This window comes from Arthrobacter sp. S39 (genome assembly GCF_004320525.1).
Classification (GTDB): domain Bacteria; phylum Actinomycetota; class Actinomycetes; order Actinomycetales; family Micrococcaceae; genus Arthrobacter.
This window is the reverse complement of the sequence record NZ_SIHX01000005.1, coordinates 321,834-343,138: the sequence shown is the minus strand read 5'-3', so window position 1 is coordinate 343,138 and position 21,305 is coordinate 321,834. Positions and strand designations below refer to the sequence as shown.

14 protein-coding genes and 2 tRNA genes are annotated in these 21,305 nt (G+C 67.2%); 12 read left to right on the top strand and 4 right to left on the bottom strand.

Translation table 11 applies throughout. The features are described 5' to 3' along the window. Positions 1-2: 2 nt before the first annotated feature. The gene (locus EYS21_RS12840) at positions 3-1,085 is read right to left on the bottom strand and encodes an ABC transporter substrate-binding protein (protein ID WP_165478306.1); all 1,083 of its coding nucleotides are present in this window, start codon (positions 1,083-1,085) and stop codon (positions 3-5) included. A gap of 492 nt (positions 1,086-1,577) precedes the next feature. Next, positions 1,578-3,506: an FAD/NAD(P)-binding protein gene (locus EYS21_RS12835; RefSeq protein ID WP_131133577.1), complete on the bottom strand. Its 1,929-nt coding sequence runs from the start codon at positions 3,504-3,506 to the stop codon at positions 1,578-1,580. A 75-nt stretch (positions 3,507-3,581) separates the two neighbouring features. On the opposite strand from EYS21_RS12835, the gene EYS21_RS12830 reads away from it, so the two are divergent. The 3 genes from EYS21_RS12830 (at position 3,582) to EYS21_RS12820 (ending at position 7,646) form a co-directional block, all read left to right on the top strand. Beyond that, a complete protein-coding gene (locus EYS21_RS12830; protein WP_131133576.1) occupies positions 3,582-5,864 on the top strand; it encodes a prolyl oligopeptidase family serine peptidase in 2,283 nt (760 codons plus the stop codon). A 93-nt stretch (positions 5,865-5,957) separates the two neighbouring features. Next, positions 5,958-6,045: transfer RNA gene (locus tag EYS21_RS12825), tRNA-Ser, on the top strand. Positions 6,046-6,164: 119 nt separating this feature from the next. Continuing rightward, positions 6,165-7,646, top strand: coding sequence for an MFS transporter (locus EYS21_RS12820; RefSeq protein WP_131133575.1), 1,482 nt, complete (start codon positions 6,165-6,167; stop codon positions 7,644-7,646). Here the strand turns inward: EYS21_RS12820 and EYS21_RS12815 are convergent. Continuing rightward, positions 7,570-9,768 (bottom strand): RecQ family ATP-dependent DNA helicase, encoded by a 2,199-nt coding sequence (locus tag EYS21_RS12815; RefSeq protein ID WP_131133574.1) that lies wholly within the window; start codon positions 9,766-9,768, stop codon positions 7,570-7,572. The two genes, EYS21_RS12820 and EYS21_RS12815, sit on opposite strands and share 77 nt — an antisense overlap. A 161-nt stretch (positions 9,769-9,929) precedes the next feature. On the opposite strand from EYS21_RS12815, the gene EYS21_RS12810 reads away from it, so the two are divergent. From EYS21_RS12810 to EYS21_RS12795, 4 genes are all read left to right on the top strand, one after another. Further along, positions 9,930-11,348 carry a phosphomannomutase/phosphoglucomutase gene (locus EYS21_RS12810; RefSeq protein ID WP_131133573.1) on the top strand — a complete coding sequence of 473 codons (1,419 nt, stop codon included), beginning with the start codon at positions 9,930-9,932 and terminating at the stop codon, positions 11,346-11,348. A 7-nt stretch (positions 11,349-11,355) separates the two neighbouring features. Further along, complete coding sequence (locus EYS21_RS12805) at positions 11,356-11,844, top strand: hypothetical protein (protein WP_131133572.1); 489 nt, start codon at positions 11,356-11,358, stop codon at positions 11,842-11,844. 12 nt (positions 11,845-11,856) lie between these two features. Beyond that, positions 11,857-12,306 carry an Rrf2 family transcriptional regulator gene (locus EYS21_RS12800; RefSeq protein WP_131133571.1) on the top strand — a complete coding sequence of 150 codons (450 nt, stop codon included), beginning with the start codon at positions 11,857-11,859 and terminating at the stop codon, positions 12,304-12,306. Positions 12,307-12,442: 136 nt separating this feature from the next. Continuing rightward, the gene (locus EYS21_RS12795; protein ID WP_131133570.1) at positions 12,443-13,603 is read left to right on the top strand and encodes a globin domain-containing protein; all 1,161 of its coding nucleotides are present in this window, start codon (positions 12,443-12,445) and stop codon (positions 13,601-13,603) included. 89 nt (positions 13,604-13,692) lie between these two features. On the opposite strand, the gene EYS21_RS12790 is transcribed toward EYS21_RS12795, so the two are convergent. Beyond that, positions 13,693-15,519, bottom strand: coding sequence for a phosphoenolpyruvate carboxykinase (GTP) (locus EYS21_RS12790; RefSeq protein ID WP_131133569.1), 1,827 nt, complete (start codon positions 15,517-15,519; stop codon positions 13,693-13,695). A 278-nt stretch (positions 15,520-15,797) separates the two neighbouring features. Between EYS21_RS12790 and EYS21_RS12785 the strand changes: the two genes are divergently transcribed. The 5 genes from EYS21_RS12785 (at position 15,798) to EYS21_RS12765 (ending at position 20,976) form a co-directional block, all read left to right on the top strand. Beyond that, positions 15,798-15,871: transfer RNA gene (locus tag EYS21_RS12785), tRNA-Arg, on the top strand. A 73-nt stretch (positions 15,872-15,944) separates the two neighbouring features. After that, a complete protein-coding gene (locus EYS21_RS12780; protein ID WP_131133568.1) occupies positions 15,945-17,399 on the top strand; it encodes an NAD(P)/FAD-dependent oxidoreductase in 1,455 nt (484 codons plus the stop codon). An 81-nt stretch (positions 17,400-17,480) separates the two neighbouring features. After that, the gene (locus tag EYS21_RS12775; protein WP_242633407.1) at positions 17,481-18,233 is read left to right on the top strand and encodes an ABC transporter ATP-binding protein; all 753 of its coding nucleotides are present in this window, start codon (positions 17,481-17,483) and stop codon (positions 18,231-18,233) included. Next, on the top strand, positions 18,230-20,266 hold the full coding sequence (locus tag EYS21_RS12770) for a YhgE/Pip domain-containing protein (RefSeq protein WP_131133567.1): 2,037 nt from the start codon (positions 18,230-18,232) through the stop codon (positions 20,264-20,266). The genes EYS21_RS12775 and EYS21_RS12770 overlap by 4 nt, the downstream gene beginning before the upstream one ends. After that, positions 20,263-20,976, top strand: coding sequence for a TetR/AcrR family transcriptional regulator (locus EYS21_RS12765; RefSeq protein ID WP_131133566.1), 714 nt, complete (start codon positions 20,263-20,265; stop codon positions 20,974-20,976). The genes EYS21_RS12770 and EYS21_RS12765 overlap by 4 nt, the downstream gene beginning before the upstream one ends. The last annotated feature ends 329 nt before the right edge of the window (positions 20,977-21,305 follow it).

The window sequence follows — 21,305 nt, the reverse complement described above, 5'->3', positions numbered from 1 at the left end:
TTCTATCCTTTCGAGGTTGCTGCCGGTGCAGGGGTTCCGAGCAGGTTGAACTCGTTGGTGTAGAGCTTGTTGGTGTCCAGGTCGCCGGTGATGATTCCCGCGGACTTGAGGTAGTCGGCCCAGCGGGTGAAGTCCTGGTCCTGGATCCGGCCGCCGGGCGAGGCCACGCCAACGCTCTTCCAGTACTTCAGGGCCTCGGCGCTCTCGTTGCGGCCCCGCTTGGCGATGATTTCCTCGAACTTGGCGATGACCTGCTCCCGCGGGGTGGTGCGCTCCCACTCGATCGCCTTGGCGACGCCAGTCACCAGGGTGCGGCTGGTTTCCGGATTCTTCGCCAGGAAGTCCTTCCGCAGCACGTACTGGCCGGCGTCGAAGGGTCCGCCGATCACGCCGACGTCGGTGAACAGGGCCCGGATGCCGCCCTCGGCGAGCGCCCGGTCCTGGAGCACCCCGCCCAGGGTCCCGACGTCCACCTGCTTCTTACGGAGGGCCACCTCGGTCTCGTTCGGCGGGACCACCACGAGCTGCACCTGCTTGATCTCCTCCGGCGTCAGGCCGCTGTTCTTCAGGTGTGTGGTGATGACCGCTTCGTGGTGGGCGCCCAGGGTGTTCACGGCGATCTTCTTGCCGATGAGGTCCCGGGCAGTCCTGATGGGGCTGCCCTCTTCCACGTAGTACCCCGTGAAGGTTTCCTTGTCCTCGCCGTAGTAGTTGATGACGGCCTGGACGGGGGCGCCGGCCTCTATCAGCTTGATCACGGCACCGGTGAACGCTCCGCCGATGTCAGTCTGGTCGGTGGCCACGGACTGGATGCTCTGCGGTCCACTGGTGGTGTTGCTGACCCACTCCAGCTTCACGTCCCCCAGGTAGCCGAGGTCCTCCGCCACTTCCACCAAGGCGACGGTGTTGGGCGAACCCTGGTAACGGACGGTTTTCACTTCAGTTCCGCCGTCGCTCCCGTTTGGCTGTGCCGTTGCAGCACCGCCACAACCGGACAGCACCAGCGAGACTGCCACGGCCGCGGCCATGGCGGCTGCCATGCCTGCGGCGGGGAGAGTTCGGGCGGGCAGGAGTCGGTTTTTCATGGTGGTGGTTCTTTCTGCAGATCAGGTCTGGATCCGGGCCGGCTGGCTCGTGGGAACCACTAGAGCAGAGAAGGATCGGCGGCAGAAGAGGTGCGTTCACAGCGCGAAACCGCACGCAACGGCAGGCCATCCGGGGTAACAGGCGTCCCCGCGGCGTAGTGCGCCGACACAGCGCTGCATGCGGTGACTCCCCGCGAAACGTGGGGCAATCCGGCGTAAGGCAACCAGGTAACGCGTCGTCATGACCGTCCACATGGCGACGCACAGGGCCGCGGCGGCGCAACACCCGGCGGCTTCGGCGGGCTATGTCGGCGCCACTTCAGCATGGGGCGTCACGTGGGATGACTCACCGCCGCACGGGGCCGCCGGTGAGGCCCGCAAATATTTCTGCGCAGGACGTGCGGTTGTTACGTGGCCGCCGGTCAGCGCCGCAGGGTGAAAGAGCGTTCCGGAAAATCCTGCAGCAAGTGATAGAGCGTCCGGGGTGGATGGTCAGCGCCCCAGAATGGCCTGTGCGATTTCGTCGGCATCGCGGAGTGTCCGCTGCCCGCTGGGGTACGTGGGGCCGCCCGGCTGGACTGCCTCCGCGGCGATGGCGGTGCCCCACTGCGCCGCCGAGAGCTGGAGGCCCAGCACATAGAGGCCGCCGGTGACTGACCCGTTGGCTGCCACGGGCCGGTAGGGGTGCGGGCTGACGTCCAGGCCGCTGGCCTGCACGGGCGCGCCCTCTGCCGTCATCATGAGCCGCGGCCGCACCAGCCCGGCTGCGAGGAGCTGGGTCAGCAGCGGGGAATCGTTGGCAGAAACCCTGTTGGCGGGAGCGAGCGCCTCCACCATGGTCTTTGCCGCAGCCGGTGGACCGTTCACCCAGGGTGAGGCCGCCGTGAACATTCCCGTCCGGCGGTCCAGCCCGAACTTGGGGTCCGGCCCCACAAAGCTGACCACGCCGGCGCGGGCGAGCGCGGCCAGTTGTTCGGCACGCAACGCTGGCGGACCGCTGGCCAGACCCTCAACGAAGGACTCGAACCAGCCACGGAGCCCGGCCACCCACGATTCGTCGGTGATGCCGCCGTCCGCCACGGCGGTCTTCAGGACTGCACGGCCGTGGTGGAGCGCGCCGATGGCCATCTTCACGGGGTCGTCCTCACCCAGGGCGGAGCGGCGGGCGTCATCCATCAGGTACTCGACGACGGCGGCGTCCAGTTCGGAGCGGGAGGCGAAGGTCCGGCCCGCCAGTGGTGCGGCGAGGCCGCGGAGGTCCAGCCGGTGGCGCGGCGCGACGTGGATGGCGAGGACGCTGGCCATGGCGTCCTCCCAGTTGGCCGCACTGTGGCTGTGCGGGTGCAGCGCATGGTCGAGGGAGTCCAGGAACGCTGCCGGCTCCGCTACGGCGCCGGGCTGCGAGCGCACCAGCGTGGAGTAGTAGGCCCAGAGCGTGTCCCGGTGGAGCAGCGGCCAGAGGTCGTGGTCGAAGCCGGGACGGATCCCGGCGGCGCCGAACCTTTGCAGCGCGGCTCCGGTCAGGTACCGCAGCCGGACGGACCCCGGGTAGTACCCCCTCAGGGCAGCCTTGGTGCGGTAGGGGGTGCCGCGGCGGGAGGCGGCAATGATCAGGGGTTCCCGGCCGGAGGGGCGGTAGTCCAGCCTGTGGCCGGCGTCGACGAACTTGCCGCCGCGTCCCTCGGTGAGCTGGCCCATGGCGTCAAAGAAGTTCAGGCCCATGCCCCGGACCAGGACGGGCTCACCGGCCGGGACCGCGTCCCAGTCCACATCCGCGGGAACCGCCGGCGGAAGGTAGCGCAGGCCCATCCGTGCGGCGGATGACTGAAGCTCCCGCTGTTCAGGATTAAGCCGGGAGGGGATGTGGCCCAGTGCCAGCACCACCGAATCAGCCTGCAGGGACCCGCCTCCGGCCAGGCCGACGTCGAACGTTCCGTCCCCCGACGGAACCACCGACTCCGCGGACGTTTCGTGGAACCGGACGGTCACGCCGTCGGGCAGCCGCTTCAGCAGATCCTCAAGGGTGCAGCGCAGGTAGCGGCCGTAAATGGCGCGGCTGGGAAAGTCGCCGGGGCCCAGGGTGGCCAGCTCGGACCGTTCGTCTTCTGTCAGCGACGGCACCGGAGTGCGCAGCTGCCGCGCCCGCCAGCCATTGAAGGTGGTGCCGGCGACCGGAGGGGCCATGGCAGGGTCCTCCGGAATGAGGGTGGGGTAGAACGACTGGGTGTTCATCAGGTACAGCCGCGATTGGCCGGGCTGCCACACGTGGCCGGACCCGGCGGGGTAGGGGTCGATCACGTCGATCTGGAGGGCAGCTGCACCGGGACGGGCTGCGGCGTGCGCCAGGAGGCGCTCCAGCACGCTGGTACCCCGAGGGCCGGCGCCGATGATGGCGGTCCGGATTAGCTGCGATGTACCCACGGCATCCAGAGTATCGGCTCGTGACTTGGACGCTTGACTTGCTAGCCGCGCACAGATGTTGTTTGGATGGGGCGCATGACCACCACTGAAGCTGACTCAGCGCCCGGTTCCACTCCCCCAGCCATTTCCCCCGAACCCACCGACGAAAACATCTGGCTCGAGGAGATCTACGGCGAGGAACAGCTGGCCTGGGTCCGCGAGCAGAACGCCCGCACGGAGGACCTGCTGGAGGACGCCGACTATGCCGCCCTGGAAGGCAGCATCCTTGAGGTGCTGGACTCCACGGACCGGATCGCCATGGTGGGCAAGCGCGGCGACTGGTACTACAACTTCTGGAAGGACCAGGCGAACCCCAAGGGCCTGTGGCGGCGCACCACGTGGGATAGCTACTGCACCCAGGCCCCGGAGTGGGATGTGCTGCTGGACGTGGACGCCCTGGCGGCCGCCGAGGGAGTCGAGTGGGTGTTCCACGGAGCAACGTTCCTCCGGCCCGCCGAGGGCGAGCCGCACCGGCACGCCCTGCTGGCACTCTCCCCCGACGGCGGCGACGCGAACCGGTACCGGGAGTACGACGTCGAGGCGCGCGGCTTTATTGCCCCGGCTGACGGCGGCTTCGACCTGCCGACGGCGAAGGGCAACGTCTCGTGGCTGGACCGCGATACGCTGCTGGTCGCCTCCACCGCCGAGGGGCTGCCGCGGACGGCCTCCTCCTACGCCCGCACGGCCGTGACCCTGCGCCGCGGTGAACCCCTTGCCACCGCGCCCCTCCTGTTCGAAGTGGCCGAGAACCACATGCTGGCCGTGGTGGCGCACGACTCCACCCCCGGCTTTGAGCGCACGTTTGCCGTGGACTACATCGATTTCTTCAACCAGCGCACGTCCGTCCTGGAAGACGGATCCTGGGTGGAGGTCGACGTCCCCACCGACGTGAACATCAGCGCGCACCGCGAGTGGCTGCTGTTCCGTCCGCGCCAGGACTGGACGGTGGACGGAACGGTCTATCCCGGCGGTGCCCTGCTGGCGGCACGGTTTGATGATTATCTGGCCGGGTCCCGGGAGCTGTCGGTGCTGTTCACCTCCGATGCGCACACGTCGCTGCAGTCCTGGAGCTGGACCCGGAACTTCCTGCTGCTGAACCTGCTGCGTGACGTCTCGTCGGAGATCCGCGTGCTCGATCCGTCGGTGCAGGCGGCAAGCAAAGAATCCGGTGCGTGGGCTACAACGCTGCTGGACGCCTGCCCGCCGCTGCACGACGTGAACGCCTACGCCGTGGACGACGAGGATGACAGCCCGTCCGACGGCGGCGCCGGCGACGACTTCTGGCTGGTCGCCACCGGCTTCACCACCCCCAGCACGCTGATGCGGGGGACGCTGGAGCGGGGTTCCGCTTCGTCCAACAGTGCCGCTTCCGAGAGTGCCGCTTCCGACGCCGGGACGGCAGGCGTGGTGAGCCGCCATGCGGCCGTCAAGGCCTCGCCGTCGTTCTTCAACGACTCCCAGTACGAGGTGCAGCAGCACTTCGCCGTGTCCGCGGACGGCACGCGGGTCCCGTACTTCCAGGTTGCATCCCGCGACCTGGTGCTGGACGGCCAGAACCCCACCCAGCTCTCCGGTTACGGCGGGTTCGAAGTGTCCCGCACCCCTGCCTACAGCGGGACCGTGGGCAGGGCCTGGCTGGAGCGCCGGACAGGTGGATCCAACGGTGCAGCGTCCGGCGGGCCCCGGGTGGCTGCGCATGCCCGGGGCGGCGTGTACGTGGTGGCGAACATCCGCGGCGGCGGCGAATACGGCCCCGGCTGGCACCGGGCTGCCCTGCAGCAGAACCGGCACCGCGCCTACGAGGATTTCGCTGCCGTGGCGCGGGACCTGATTTCCCGCGGCGTGACGTCGCGTGAACGCCTCGGCTGCGTGGGCGGCTCCAACGGCGGCCTCCTGGTGGGCAACATGCTCACCAGCTACCCGGAACTTTTCGGTGCCGTGTCGTGCGGCGTTCCGCTGCTGGACATGCGGCGCTACACCCGGCTCTCTGCCGGACACTCGTGGATCGCCGAGTACGGCGACCCGGACGTGCCGGAACAGTGGGACTACATCAAGACATTTTCGCCCTACCACCTGCTCAAGGACGGGGTGGAGTACCCGGAAACGTTCATCTGGACAGCCACGTCCGATGACAGGGTGGGCCCGGTGCAGGCCCGGAAGATGGCAGCCAGGATGGAGGCCATGGGCATTCCGAATGTCTGGTTCCACGAAGCGCTGGAAGGCGGCCACGCCGGAGCATCAGACAACCGGCAGGCTGCCGCGCTGCAGGCGCGGAGCCAGCATTTCCTGTGGCGCACCCTCGCCGGCGACGCTTCGTAGCCGCGCTGCCAGGGGCCTGAACGGGGCCGCGCAAAGCCGTTTTGCGCTGCATGCCCCGTTCTGCGTATCCTTGGTGGGCTAGGAATAGCAATTGGAGACGTGCCAGAGCGGCCGAATGGGCTTCACTGCTAATGAAGTGTGGGGCACAACTCCACCGGGGGTTCAAATCCCCCCGTCTCCGCGTTTGGCCCCGGTCCCTGGACCGGGGCCTTTTGCGTTCCCGGACCAAACTGAGGCAGGGCGTATCCGCGGTGCGGACACAACGGGCTCGGAACCTGCCTGCGGTGGCAGGATTAACGGATGGCACAAAGCAACCAGGTGAACGCGGATCCGGGCAGCGGGCAGGCATGGAACCCGCGCCTGGCGCTGCTGGTGGCTGCCACGTTCTTTATGGAGTTCCTCGACGGCACCGTCCTCACCACCGCCATTCCCAGCATCGCGGCGGACTTCCGGGTGCCCGCAGCCGATGTGAACATCACCATGACGGCCTACCTCATGACGGTGGCCATGGGCATCCCCTTCAGCGGCTGGCTCGCGGAACGCCTCGGGGCAAGGCGCGTCTTTTGCCTGGCCATTGCGGTGTTCACTGCTGCTTCGCTGGCCTGCGCGCTGAGCACGGATCTCACCATGCTGACGCTGGCCCGTATCCTGCAAGGCGCGGGCGGGGCCATGATGGTTCCGGTCGGCACACTGGTGGTGCTCCGCGGAACGCCGAAATCCGAACTGTTGCGTGCCACCGCTTTCCTGGTGTGGCCTGGCCTGTTGGCCCCGGTGCTGGCGCCCTTGGTTGGTGGCGCGCTGACCACTTATCTCTCCTGGCACTGGATCTTCCTGATCAACCTGCCGCTGGGCCTTGCGGCGTTCATTGCGGCTTTGCGGCTGGTTCCATCCGGGGCAGGCGACCGTCAACGCAGGCTGGACTGGCTGGGCCTGTTCCTGACCACAGCCGGCGTGGGTGCACTGGTGGTTGGCCTGGAACTTTCCACGGCCCACCCCGACGGACCCTGGGGTGCCGTGTCCGCGGCCGCCGGCGTTGGTTTCCTGGCCGGTGCGGCAGCCTGGATGCTGCGCGCACGGAATCCCCTGTTTGACCTCAGCGTTTTTGCCACGCGGACGTTCCGGGCCATGGCCACCGGCGGGTTCGTGTACCGCCTGACCATCAGTTCCGTGCCGTTCCTGCTGCCCCTGATGTTCCAGGCCGGCTTCGGCTGGACGCCCCTGCACGCCGGCATCATGGTGGCGGCCGTGTTCATCGGCAACATCGGCATCAAACCGGCGACCACGCCCTTGATCAGGCGCTTCGGTTTCAAGCCGATGCTCGTCTTCGCGTCCGTTGCCTCCGCAGTGACTTTCGCGCTGTGCGCACTGCTGACCCCCGACACGCCGCAGGCCATCACCTTTGCCCTGCTGGTGTGCAGCGGGGCGTTCCGCTCGATCGGCTTTTCCGCCTACGCCTCGGTGCAGTATGCGGACATCGTCCCGGCGCAGCTCACGTCGGCGAATGCCGTGTCAGCCACGCTGGTGCAGTTGGCCACCGGTGCCGGGATCGCCGTGGCGGCGCTGCTGATCCGAATTTTTGACGGTATTGAGGTGTTCCCCCAGGACCCGGCCGGACCGTTCCGTGGGGCCTTCCTGGCCATGGCCTTCCTGATGCTGTTCAGCACCGCCGACAGCCTTTCACTGCACCGGCATGCCGGTGCAGAGGTCAGCCGGCCTGGCCAAGCACCAGCGGAAGCACCGCCCCCGCACCCGCCTGCCGGAGGGCACGCCCGGCGACGGTGACGGTCCAGCGGCTGTCCACGAGGTCGTCGATCAGCATGATGCTCTGCCCCTGCATGGACGCCAGCGACGCCTCAAGCTCCGGGCCGACCACCAGCCGGTCCCAGACTCCGGCCAGCCGGTAGGCGCTGTTGCCGCCCCGGCCGCCGGTGGGGCCGCCGTGGCCCAAATCGAGCTGTCCCAGGTAGGGGATGCGGCCGATCTCCGAAATCCCCCGGGCAAGTGATTGCACCAGCTCTGGCCTGCTTCGGGACGGGATGCTCACGATGGCCGCAGGGCGGCCTACTCCGCTCCATGCCGGGTTGCGTCCGTCAGCGGTGGCCCATTCGCGCAATACCTGGACACAGGCCTGGAGCATGCCGGGGTCGATGGCCCGGTCGGCCGCTCCGGAGGCAAACAGCTCACGCAGCGCCCCGCCCCAGCCGAGGTCGGTGAGCCGGGCGAGGATGCGGCCGTCTGCCAGCCCTTCGGCCGGCTTGATCTTGCCTTTGACCGGGACGCCGAGGCGGTCCATCCCGCTGGGCCACTGCAGCCTGGCTTCAAGGACCCCGCCTGCCCTGCTGAGGGTCTGGCCGGCCGCTTCGGTGGCTTCGGCCGCGATGTCCGCCCGGAACCACTGGCCGGCGCAGTTGTCACAGCGGCCGCAGGCATGCGCTGTTTCGTCGTCGAGGACGGAGGTGATGTACTCCATCCGGCATCCGGCGGTGTCCTGGTAGATCACCATGGAATCCTGTTCGTCCACCCGGGCCTCCGCGATGCGCTGGTAGCGCTCGGCGTCGTAGATCCACGGCTGGCCGGTGGACCGCCAGCCCCCGCCCACCCGCTCCACGGCACCGTCCACTGCGAGTACCTTGAGCAGCAGCTCCAGCGGGGTGCGCCGGAGGTCGACCCTGGCTTCCAGCGCCACGGTTGAAACAGCAGCGCCGGCTTCGGCCAGGGCGGTGAGGACGCCGCTGGCCTTTTCTTCCGAAGGCATGGATGCGGTGGCAAAATACTGCCAGATGTCGCGGTCCTCCGAGCCCGGCAGCAGGAGCACATCGGCGTTGGCCGCACCTCGCCCGGCGCGGCCCACCTGCTGGTAATACGCCACCGGTGACGACGGCGCGCCGAGGTGCACCACAAAGCCAAGGTCAGGTTTGTCGAAACCCATCCCCAGGGCCGAGGTGGCCACCAGGGCCTTGACCTCGTTGTCCTTGAGCAGCTGCTCGGCTCGTTCACGGTCCGCGGGGTCGGTGCGGCCCGTGTACGCCAGGACTTTGTGCCCTGCCTCGGCCAGGAGCCGGGCGGTGTCCTCCGCGGCGGACACTGTCAGGGTGTAGATGATGCCGCTGCCGGGAAGGTCGCCCAGGTGCGTCAGGAGCCAGCCCAGCCGCTGCCTGGAGTCGGGCAGCGTCAGCACGCCCAGGCGCAGGGAGTCACGGCCCAGTGCGCCGCGGATGGTCAGAACCCCAACGCCGAGCTGTTCCTCGATATCGTGGACCACCCGCGAGTTGGCCGTTGCCGTGGTGGCCAGCACGGGGACGGTCTCCGGCAGCTGGGTGATCAGGTCCGCGATCCGTCGGTAATCCGGCCGGAAATCGTGGCCCCAGTCGGAGATGCAGTGGGCCTCGTCGATGACCAGGAGGCCCGTACGACGGATAAGTTCCGGCAGCTGGTTCTCCCGGAATGAAGGGTTGGTGAGCCGCTCCGGAGATACAAGGAGCACGTCCACTTCGTCCGCCGCGAGCTGTTCACGGACTGTGTCCCACTCCAGCTGGTTGGCGGAGTTGATGGCCACGGCCCGGACGCCTGCCCGCGCCGCCGCAGCCACCTGGTCCCGCATGAGGGCGAGCAACGGCGAAACGATCAGCGTGGGCCCGGCGCCGCGCCGCCGCAGCAGCAGGGACGCGACAAAGTAGACAGCCGACTTCCCCCAGCCGGTGCGCTGGACCACCAGGGCCCGCCGCCCGCCGTCGACCAGGGCCTCAATCGCTTCATACTGCCCGTCGTGGAAATCTGCTGCCGGGTGCCCCACCAGTTCGCGGAGAACTTCCAGGGCCTGGGGGTGCGTGCCTGAAGCGGACTGCGGCTGCGGAGCGGAAAGGACTGCATCGGCAAGAACTGTGGCGTGCTGGTTATCGACCATTGATTCAGTATCCCAGCCGCCACTGACAGCCAGGAAGCCGGCAGCTCCCTATGTGGACAATCCCACGTGTCCCGCCGGGGACGTAGGGCCCGGCCGTCACACAGGCCAGTGTCCGACTTCCCCTCCACAGTCATCCCGCACGTCAACGTAAGATAAAACCCGTGACTAGCGAACAGACAAAGACTTTTGACCTCTCGGCATCCTTCAAGGCTTACGACGTCCGGGGCATCGTAGGTGACTCCATCACGGCCGAAATCGTCGAAGCCGTGGGGGCCGCGTTCGTTGATGTCCTGCAGCTTGAAGGCCAGACGGTCCTGGTTGGCGGCGACATGCGCCCCTCCTCACCCGAATTCAGCAAGGCCTTTGCCGACGGTGCGGCAACCCGCGGAGCCAACGTCCAGCTCTTGGACCTGATTTCCACCGACGAACTCTACTTCGCCTGCGGTTCGCTCAACGCGGCCGGCGCCACCTTCACCGCAAGCCACAACCCTGCCGAGTACAACGGCATCAAGATGTCCAAGCCGGGCGCACAGCCCATCTCGTCCGAATCCGGACTCAAAGAGATCCAGGCGCTGGCCGAGCAGTACCTGAACACCGGTTCCATCCCGGCTGCCCCCACCCGTGGCCTGATCGGCGTCCATGATGTCCTCAAGGACTACGCCGAGTACCTTCGCCAGCTGGTTGACCTGTCCGGTTCCCGGCCCCTGAAGGTCGTGGTGGACGCCGGCAACGGCATGGCCGGCCTCACCACCCCTGCAGTCCTGGGCGACACGCTCCTGCCGAAGCTCCCGTTTGAGATCATCCCGCTGTACTTCGAGCTGGACGGGTCCTTCCCCAACCACCCCGCGAACCCGCTGGAGCCGGAAAACCTCCGTGACCTGCAGGCTGCCGTGATCAAGCACGGCGCGGACATCGGCCTCGCGTTCGACGGCGATGCCGACCGCTGCTTCGTGATCGACGAAAAGGGCGAGCCCGTCTCGCCGTCGGCCATCACCGGCATGGTGGCGCGCCGCGAGATCGCCCGCGCCCAGGCACAGGGTGAGGCCACCCCCACGATCATCCACAACCTGCTGACCTCCCGTGCGGTGCCGGAGCTGGTGGAGCACGACGGCGGACGCGCCGTCCGCACGCGCGTGGGCCACTCATTCATCAAGGCAGTCATGGCAGAGGAAGGCGCCGTGTTTGGCGGCGAACACTCCGCCCACTTCTACTTCCGCGATTTCTGGAACGCTGACACCGGCATGCTTGCCGCCATGCACGTCCTGGCCGCCCTCGGCGAGCAGGCCGGCCCGCTCTCCGAGCTTGGCCGCGAGTATGAGCCCTATGTGTCCTCCGGCGAGATTAACTCGGAAATCGAGGACAAGGCCGGCGCCGTTGAGCGTGTCCGCGTGGACTTCAGCGCTGAGGACGTCACGATCGACTCCCTGGACGGCAGCACGTTCACGGCAAATGACGGCAGCTACTGGTTCAACCTCCGTCCTTCCAACACCGAGCCGTTCCTTCGCCTGAACGCTGAAGCAACCGACCAGGCAACGATGGAACGCGTGCGCGACCGCGTTCTGTCCCTTGTCCGGGGCTAGGGCAGCAGTGGCTGACTCCCAGGCTCCCAGCGGCGATACGGCGGGTTCGTGGCGGGACTCCGTCCCGGAGGCAACGGCCACCGACCTGGAGAACCTGCTGGGTACCGGGGTGGGTGCGGCGCAGGAGCAACTCCAGCGCAACGGCGGCTTCCTGCCGTTCGCCCTCGTGGTGGAGAACGACGGCGAGGTCCGGCTGGTGGCAGTGACTCCGGCTGACATCGAAGACGACTCGGACGCCGACTTCGACGCCGACGCCATGATCAGCGACCTTACCGACGCCCTCCGGCAGAACCGTTCCGAATTCCGGGCCACTGCGATCGTGTGCGACATCCTCCTGGTGGAGGAGGAGTCGGACGCTATCCACGTCGCCACAGAACACCGGGACGGGTCAGTTTTCGCCGCAGTCCTGCCCTACTCGGCCAACACCTCGACATCCGAATGGGCATTTGGCCAGCTCGCAGCTGACACCAACGAACCCTCCATCTGGGTGGACTAGACCGGCCCGGCCATGAAGATCAACGCATTTGCAGATGTCAGCCTGCGGGCCGTCATGGTGCTGGCCGCTGCACCGGACGGCATCCTCCTCACCACGCAGAACATCGCCGACGCAGTGGGCACGCCCTACAACCACGTCAGCAAGGCGATGGCGAAGCTGCGCAGCCTCGGCCTGATCGAGGTGGAGCGCGGCCGGGCCGGAGGATCACGGTTGAGCGCTGTCGGCAGCCGGGCGACCGTGGGCCAGATCCTGCGACAGCTGGACACGCGCTCAGATGCGGCCGAGTGCGTCGCGCCCGGCGGCCCATGCCCGCTGATCAACGAATGCAAGCTCCGGGCCGCATTGGCCCGCGCCCGTGAGGCGTTCTACCGCGAACTCGATTCGGTGGTGGTGGCGGAACTTCCGGGCTCCGCCCAGATGGCTCCGGTATTCCAAATGATCGGCCTGCGCCCTGGGCTATGATCGGGGCCCTGGGCACCGTCCGATTTGATTCCATTTTCTACAAGGTGTAGAACTTGGGGCATGAATACTTGTATTTCACATATGAGTATTTGCCCGGCCGGACGAAGGCCCCGGTCCCCCTACCTCAGGAGTACACATGCTCTCGGACAAATCCCGCCCCGTCATTGAGGCCACGCTGCCGCTTGTCGGTTCCCGGATCGGCGCCATCACTCCCAAGTTCTATGCACGGCTGTTCGCCGCCCACCCGGAACTCCTGGACGGCCTGTTCAGCCGCTCCAACCAGCGCTCGGGCGACCAGCAGCAGGCGCTGGCCGGAAGCATCGCCGCTTTCGCCACGCACCTGGTCAACAACCCGGGCACCCTCCCCGAAACCGTGCTGTCCCGCATCGCCCACCGGCACGCGTCCCTCGGCATCACCGAACCCCAGTACCAGGTGGTCTACGAGCACCTCTTCGCGGCCATCGCCGAAGACCTGGCCGAGGTCATCACCCCCGAAATCGCGGAAGCCTGGACCGAAGTGTACTGGCTGATGGCCGACGCGCTCATCAAGCTCGAAAAGGGCCTCTACGCAGCCCAGGCCAACGGCAAGATGTGGACGCCATGGAAGGTTGCCGCCAAGACCCCTGCCGGCACCGGTTCCATCACCTTTACCCTGGAACCTTCCGATGACACCCCGGTCACGCCCGCCCTGCCCGGCCAGTACGTCAGCGTCAAGGTCCAGCTCCCCGACGGACTCCGCCAGGTCCGGCAGTACTCACTGTCCGGCAACACAGGCACCAGCCGGTCCTTCACCACCAAGCTCGACGACGGCGGCGAGGTCTCCCCCGTGCTGCACAACGCCGTCGAGGGTGGCGACATCCTGGAGATCTCCAACCCCTACGGCGAGATCACGCTCAAGGACGGCGACGGCCCGGTTGTCCTCGCTTCGGCCGGCATCGGCTGCACGCCCACGGCGTCGATCCTCCGGTCCCTCGCCGAATCAGGCTCCGACCGGCAGGTGCTGGTGCTGCATGCGGAAAGCACGCTGGACAGCTGGGCGCTGCGCAGTCAGATGACGGACGACGTCGAACGGCTGGCGGGTGCCGACCTCCAGCTGTGGCTTGAGCAGCCCGAGCCCGGAACGCGGGAGGGCTTTATGTCGCTGCGTGAAGTGGACCTGCCGGCCAACGCGTCCCTGTACCTGTGCGGGCCACTGCCGTTTATGAAGCACATCCGCAACGAGGCCATCAATGCCGGAATCCCCGCCACGAAGATCCACTATGAGGTCTTCGGCCCGGACATCTGGCTGGCAAGCTAATCCCCACTGCCTCCCCGAAATACTACGACGGCGGCCCCGCACCTTTTCTGCAAAAGGTGCGGGGCCGCCGTCGTGCTTGGGCGAAAGACTCAGCCCAGGCGGGACTTCAGGCCGGCGAGCTCAGCCTGCAGCGCGTCAGGCAGGGAGCCGCCGAAGTTCGCGAACCAGTCCTCGATGGACGCGAGCTCGGTTTCCCACTCGGCCGGGTCCACGCGGACAGCTTCCTCAACCTGTGCCGGAGTCATGTCCAAGCCCTTGAGGTCGATGGAGTCACCGGTGGGAACAAAGCCGATGGGCGTTTCGACGGCGTCCGCTTTGCCTTCGAGGCGTTCGATGGCCCACTTCAGGACACGGGCGTTGTCGCCGAAGCCGGGCCAGGCGAATCCGCCCTGGGCGTTGCGGCGGAACCAGTTGACCAGGAAGATCTTGGGCAGCCGCTCCGGGTTGGCCTTGGCGGACAGGTTGACCCAGTGGTTCAGGTAGTCGCCTGCGTCGTAGCCGATGAACGGCAGCATGGCCATGGGGTCGCGGCGGACCACGCCGACCGCTCCGGCCGCCGCGGCGGTGGTTTCGGAGGACAGGGTGGAACCCATGAAGATGCCGTTGGACCAGCTGCGCGCTTCGGTGACCAGCGGGATGGTGGTCTTGCGGCGGCCGCCGAACAGGATTGCGGACAGTTCCACACCGTTCGGGCTGTGGTATTCCTCGGCCAGCATGTCGATCTGGTCGATCGGCGTGCAGAAGCGCGAGTTCGGGTGCGCCGCAGGCTTGTCCGAATCAGGGGTCCAGGAGTTGCCCTGCCAGTCGGTGAGGTGTGCAGGCACTTCCTCGGTCATGCCCTCCCACCACACCCCGCCGTCGTCGGTCAGTGCGACGTTGGTGAAGATGCTGTTGCCCTTGGCGATGGCGCGCATGGCGTTGGGGTTGGTGCCCCAGCCGGTGCCGGGGGCCACGCCGAAGAGACCGGCTTCAGGGTTAACGGCGCGGAGTTCGCCTTCCTTTCCGAAGCGCATCCAGGTGATGTCGTCACCCAGGGTCTCCACCTTCCAGCCTTCGATGGTGGGATCGAGCAGCGCGAGGTTGGTCTTGCCGCAGGCGGACGGGAAGGCAGCCGAGACGTAGTAGGTCTTCTGCTCGGGGGAGGTCAGCTTCAGGATGAGCATGTGCTCGGCCAGCCAGCCTTCGTCGCGTGCCATCACGGAGGCGATGCGGAGGGCGTAGCACTTCTTTCCCAGCAGCGCGTTTCCGCCGTAGCCGGAGCCGAAGGACCAGATGGAGCGCTCTTCCGGGAAGTGCACGATCCACTTGTCCGGGTTGCACGGCCACGGCACGTCAGCCTGGCCGGCTTCGAGCGGCGCACCCAGGGAGTGCAGTGCCGGCACGAAGAATGCGTTGGTCTCGGTGATGCGGTTCAGCACGTCGGTGCCGATGCGGGCCATGATGCGCATGGAGGCAACCACGTAGGCGCTGTCGGTGATCTCGACGCCGAACTTGGGATCCTCGGCGTCCAGGTGGCCCATAACGAACGGGATGACGTACATGGTGCGGCCGCGCATGGAGCCGGCGAACAGTCCGCGCAGCTTCTGCTTCATCTCGGCCGGGGCCATCCAGTTGTTGGTGAAGCCGGCGTCGTGCTCCTTCTCGGAGCAGATGAACGTCTGCTCTTCCACACGGGCAACGTCCGCGGGATCGGAGAACGCGGCGAAGGAGTTGGGGAAGATCTCCTGGTTCAGCCGGGTCAGGGTGCCCGCTGCCACGAGTTCATCCGTGAGACGCGTGTTTTCCTCTTCGGATCCGTCAACCCAGTAGATCCGGTCGGGCTGCGTTAGCTCAGCAACCTCTTCGACCCATGCCAGCAGTGCAGCATGCGTGGTGGGTGCTTTCTCAAGCAGCGGCTGTTGTGCCAGATCGCCCATTGCGGTTCCCTTCCTCGGGTTCATCGGTGTGAGCTAAATGCTATGGGCCGGGAGGGCTATGGTTTTTGGGCCCGGACTGCTCGATGCTGATCGTTTGGAGCGGAAACCGCGTAAATTCAACAAAAAGGTCTGTAAAACAGGGCAATTAAGTGACGAAGGTCACCTAGACCGGTCTAGTCGCGCAGATTACACACGTTTCGATTTGGTACTACGGCCAACCCTCGCGTAGAGTAATTCGAGGTTCGGGGAGAGCAGAGATGTTCTTCAAGAAACAAGATGCGCCCATAGCTCAGCTGGATAGAGCGTCTGTCTACGGAACAGAAGGTCAGGGGTTCGAATCCCTTTGGGCGCACAAATGAAGAGGTCCGCACCGGTTCGCCGGTGCGGACCTCTTGCGTTAACCGCTCCCGGCGTAGGCTGGTGCCATGACGCCCGGGCCCTTTGAACGCGAATTCGATGTCGTCGTGATCGGCGCAGGCGCCGCCGGCGAAAACGTGGCGGACCGGGTGGTCCAAGCCGGGCTGACGGCGGTCCTCGTTGAGGCGGAGCTGGTGGGCGGCGAATGTTCCTACTGGGCCTGCATCCCGTCCAAGGCGCTGCTCCGCTCCGGAACCGCCCTCCATGGGGCCCAGACGGCGCCAGGCGCAGAGGAAGCCGTCACCCGCACCCTGGATGCCGCCGCGGTCCTCAAGCGGCGCGACTACTTCACCGCGAACTGGCAGGACGACAGCCAGGTGAAGTGGGTGGAGGACACCGGGATCGAACTCATCCGCGGCCACGGCTGGATCACCGGCCCGCGCGCCGTGGAAGTAGCCGGACTCGACGGCAACACCTACACCCTGGCGGCGCGGCACGCCGTCGTCCTGGCCACCGGCTCCACGCCCAACACGCCTCCGATCGAGGGGCTGGCCGATCAAGAGGTGTGGGGCACCCGCGAGGCCACGTCGGCCAAGGAGGTGCCAGATCGCCTCGCGGTCATCGGTGGCGGGGTCGCGGGCGTGGAGCTGGCACAGGCCTTCGCCAGGCTCGGCTCGGAGGTCACCCTCGTGGCCCGGAGCCGGCTGTTGCGCAACTTCCCCGAGGAAGCCGCCCAGCTGGTGCTGGCAGGCCTGCGCGCGGACGGCGTGGAGGTCCGCCTCCACACGTCCACCGAGAGCGTCAGCGACGACGGGAACGGCACCTTCACGCTGACCCTCGGCGACGGGGCTTCCGTCGTCGCCGAGAAGGTCCTGGTATCCACCGGCCGCCACCCGGCGCTGGAAGGCCTCGGACTGGAAAGCATCGGCCTCGGCGCCGCGGACGGCAACCCGCTGGCGCTGACCGCCGATTCCACCGGACTGGTGACCGGCATGCCCGACGGCGACCCGTGGCTTTACGCCGTAGGCGACGCCGCCGGAAACAACCTCCTCACCCACCAGGGCAAGTACGAGGCTCGCGCCACCGGCGACGCCATCGCCGCCCGCGCCAAGGGTGAGCTGAACGGCGAGCCTGCGCCGTGGAGCCGCTACGCGCAGACTGCCAACCAGCACGCCGTACCCAACGTGGTGTTCACGGATCCGGAACTGGCTTCAGTGGGCCGGACCCTGGAACAGGCCATGAAGGACGGCTACAACGCCACCTCGGTGGAACTGCCCATCAGCGTATCCGGGTCCTCCCTGCATTCCGAGCACTATGAAGGATGGGCCCAACTGGTGGTGGACGAGGACCGGAAAGTGCTCCTGGGTGCCACCTTCGCGGGCCCCGACGTGGCCGAGCTGCTCCATGCCGCCACCATCGCGGTGGTGGGCGAAGTGCCGCTGGACCGCTTGTGGCACGCAGTCCCCTCCTTCCCCACCATCAGCGAGGTCTGGTTGCGGCTGCTGGAGCGCTACGGCCTCTGAGCACCCGGGCCGACTTTATTTGAACTGACCAGTCAGTTCGGTTAGACTGGCGGCAGACCATTTCCCTGCGAAAGGCCATCTTTGCTCTCCGTACACCACCTCCATGCAAAAGGACGGCGGGACGATCTGCTCCCGCCCACCTCACTGCAGGCCGGCAGGGGTGAGTTGCTCCTGGTCTCAGCTGACCGCCAGGACCATCGGACAGCCCTGGCCCTGACGCTGAGCGGCCGGATGAAGCCCACGGAGGGAAGCATCAGCTGGGACGGGGACGCCGGGATCAAGCGCCGCCGGCTGGCCAGCGCCCTGGTTGACTCCCCCGGCGTTAATGAACCTGAGCAGCACCTGAGCGTCCGCGACCTTGTCACCGAGGACCTGGCGCTGATCCCGCGCCGCTACCGTGGCGCCCTGCTCAGCACGCCGTGGCTCAAGGTCAACAGCTTCGAGGACATCGCGGACCTGTGGACCGAACAGCTGGCGCCGGACAAGCGCATCGAACTGCTCACCGCCCTGGCCCTCGCCAACCCGCACACCGACCTCCTGGTGCTCGATTCCCCGGACCGGCACACTGCCGACACCTCCGAATGGCTGCCCCGCCTTGAGCAGTTGGCGTCCGACGGCGGCCGGCCGCTCGCCGTCGTCGCCACCGTGGCTGCCATCCCGACCGGGTGGACGGGACCCGCGGCAGCTGTCGGCAACGCTGCAGCGACCACCGAAGCCGACGGCGGCGACTCCAATGTGCGGGATGCCGGGCGGCCCGACACCCAGGCGGACGACGTCGGGCCTGCGGAAGCGGATGACAGAGACCTCCTACGCGAAACAGAGGACGCCAAGTGACTGTGCTGCGGCTGGCCCGCTCCGAACTCAAGCGGATGACCGGCGGGCTCCTGCCCAAGCTGACTATCCTGGCACTGGTTATGGTGCCGCTGCTTTACGGCGCCGTGTACCTCTACGCCAACTGGGATCCGTACGGCAACCTGGACCGGATCGACGCCGCCTTGGTGGTGGAGGACGCCGGCGCCACGTCCAGCGACGGATCCGCGCTGCAGGCCGGGACCAAGGTGGGAGACAGCCTGGTGGAGGGCAACGTCTTCAACTGGCAGACCGTCCCCACGGCAGAGGAAGCAGACCAAGGTGTCAGCGACGGAAAGTACGCCTTCGCCCTAAAAATCCCCAAGGATTTCTCCGCGAACCTGGTGTCTCCCGGCAGCTTTGACTCGGCCAGCCAGGCCATGCTGAATGTCACCACCAACGACGCCAACAACTACCTGCTGAGCACCATCGTGGACAAACTGACCACCTCCGTCCACACCACGGTGGCCAAGGAAGTGGGCGAGGAAACCGCCAACCAGCTCCTGACAGGCTTCGGCACCATCCATTCGCAAATGCTCAAGGCCGCGGATGGCGCCGGTCAGCTGGCCGACGGCGTCGCCACTCTTCGCGACGGGACCGTGACCCTCCACACGGGCACCACGGAGCTGAGCAACGGGGCCGGTGAGCTGTACGCGGGGCAGGTGAAACTGCGCGACGGCGCCAACCAGCTCACCGACGGCGCCGGCCAGCTGAGCAGCGGGCTGTCCCTGCTAAAGGACAAGACCGCCACCCTGCCCACCGACTCGCAGACCCTGGCGAACGGCGCCGCCCAAGTGGCCGCCGGGAACGCCCAGCTGAACGCCAGGGTCCAGGACATGGTGGCCCAGCTCGACGCCGCCGACCAGGGGCTCCGGACCCGGGTGGTCGAATCCAACAGCCGCCTGATCGCCTCCGGAGTTCTGACCCAGGAGCAGGCTGACAGCATCCTGGCCGACTTCGACGCCGTGGCAGCCTCCAGCCCGGTGGCTGCGGCAAAGACCAGGATCCAGACCGACGCCGCACAGATCCAGCAGCTGGCCGCTGGCTCCGAAGCCGTCAGTGTGGGCGCTGCCCAGCTCGCCGCAGGCACCCCTGCCCTGAGGGACGCCGTGGCGCAGGCCTCGGGGGGCGCCGACCAGCTCCACACCGGGGCGGCCACGCTCGCCACGGGCCAGCAGTCGGCACTTGACGGGGCCGGCCGGCTCTCCTCAGGCGCGCAGGCGCTCGACGCCGGCGTGGGGCAGCTCGAGGCAGGCGCGGTCACCGCGGCGGACGGCTCCCGGACCCTGGCTGACGAAATCTCGAAGGGCGCGGGCCAGGTGCCCAATCCCGACGACCAGCAGAAGAGCAGCCTCTCCGAGGTTATTGCCGACCCCGTGGCGGTGACCAACGTGTCCCAGGCCAAGGCTGACTCCTACGGTGCGGGACTGGCGCCGTTCTTCCTGACACTGGCCCTGTGGATCGGCATCTTTATGCTCATCCAGGCCATGCGCCCCATCACGCAGCGCGCCCTGGCGTCGAACGCCCCGGCGTGGAAGATCGCCGTCGGAGGCTGGCTGCCGTTCCTGGCCGTATCCGTGGTGCAGGCTACGCTGCTGACCCTGGTGGTGAACCTGGGGCTGGGACTGAACCCTGCGCACCCTGTGCTGATGTGGCTGTTCATGCTGGCCGCGGCGATGGCCTTCAGTGCGATCATCCAGGGCGTGGTTGCCCTGCTGGGATCCCCCGGGAAACTGGTGGTGCTGATCCTGCTGGTCCTGCAGCTCGTCTCCTCCGGCGGCACCTTCCCGTGGCAGACCACTCCCGAGCCCCTCCACGTGGTGCATGAGGTCCTGCCCATGGGCTACGTGGTGACCGGCATGCGGCACCTGATTTATGGCGCAGACCTGTCCATGATCGTGCCCACTGTCCTTGGCCTGCTGGGTTACACCGTGCTGGGCACGGTAATGTCCACGCTGGCGGTCCGGAAGCGCAAATACTGGACGCTCAAAACACTGAAGCCCGAGATCGCGGTATGAGCCAGTCCGTGGAGGTTCCGGCGCACGGTCCGGCCCGGCGCGGTCCTTCCGGCCACGCTCCTGGAGGCCATGGTACTGCCGAGAAGAAGCTCCGGCCGGCGCGGACCAACGCCACCCGGCAGAAGCTCTTTGACGCCTCCATGGAGCTGATCGGCGAGCGCGGGGCCGCCGGGGTCACCGTGGATGAGATCGCCGCCGCGGCCGGCGTCTCCAAGGGCACGGTTTATTACAACTTCGGGAGCAAATCGGACCTGATCGCGCAGCTGCTGCGGCACGGCGTGGACATCCTGAAAGCACGCCTGATGAGCGCTGGCGGGGCTGCTGACGCACTATCGGGCGCATCTGGGCCTCCGGCCACTGATCCGCTCCTGGCGATGGAGCAGATGATCGGCCAGGCCATGGACTTCATGGCCGAATACCCGTCCTTCGCCCGGCTGTGGGTCAGCGAAAACTGGCGCACGCCCAGCGAGTGGCGCGACACGTTCGCCGTCCTCCGGGCCGAACTGCTGGCAGTGATCGGCGGTGCCATCGAATCAGTTGCTGCCGTCTACCCGGTGGACCGGTCCATCTCCCGGGGCAGCCTTGAGACTGCCATCTTTGGCGCGTGCTTCGTGGTGGGGCTGGACCGGCAGACCTACAACCCCGAACGCACCCGTGACCAAAGCGTTGCAGCAATCATGGCAATCATGCGCGGCTACGTGGTGAAGTAGCGCCGGCCTCGGGGATGATTGATCCCATGCGCCACATGGGTAACAGCGGGAAGTTTGCCGTGATAGCGGCCGTCGCCGCACTGGGCATGCTCGTGCTGACCGCCATCACCCTCGAAGAGGCCGTGATGGTCACCTTCCTTGGGCTCCTTGCCCTGGCCTACGTCTCGGCGGTTGCGGAGGTCCTCGTCCGGGGACGCCGCCTGGCACTGCTGGCCACCGGGGCGGGAACCAGCCTCACGATCGCCTTCTCCCTGGCCTTCCTCAGCACCTGGGAGCTGGCCTTTGCCAACCAGTCCTCGTTCCTGGGGACACCGCTCCCCACCGGGGAT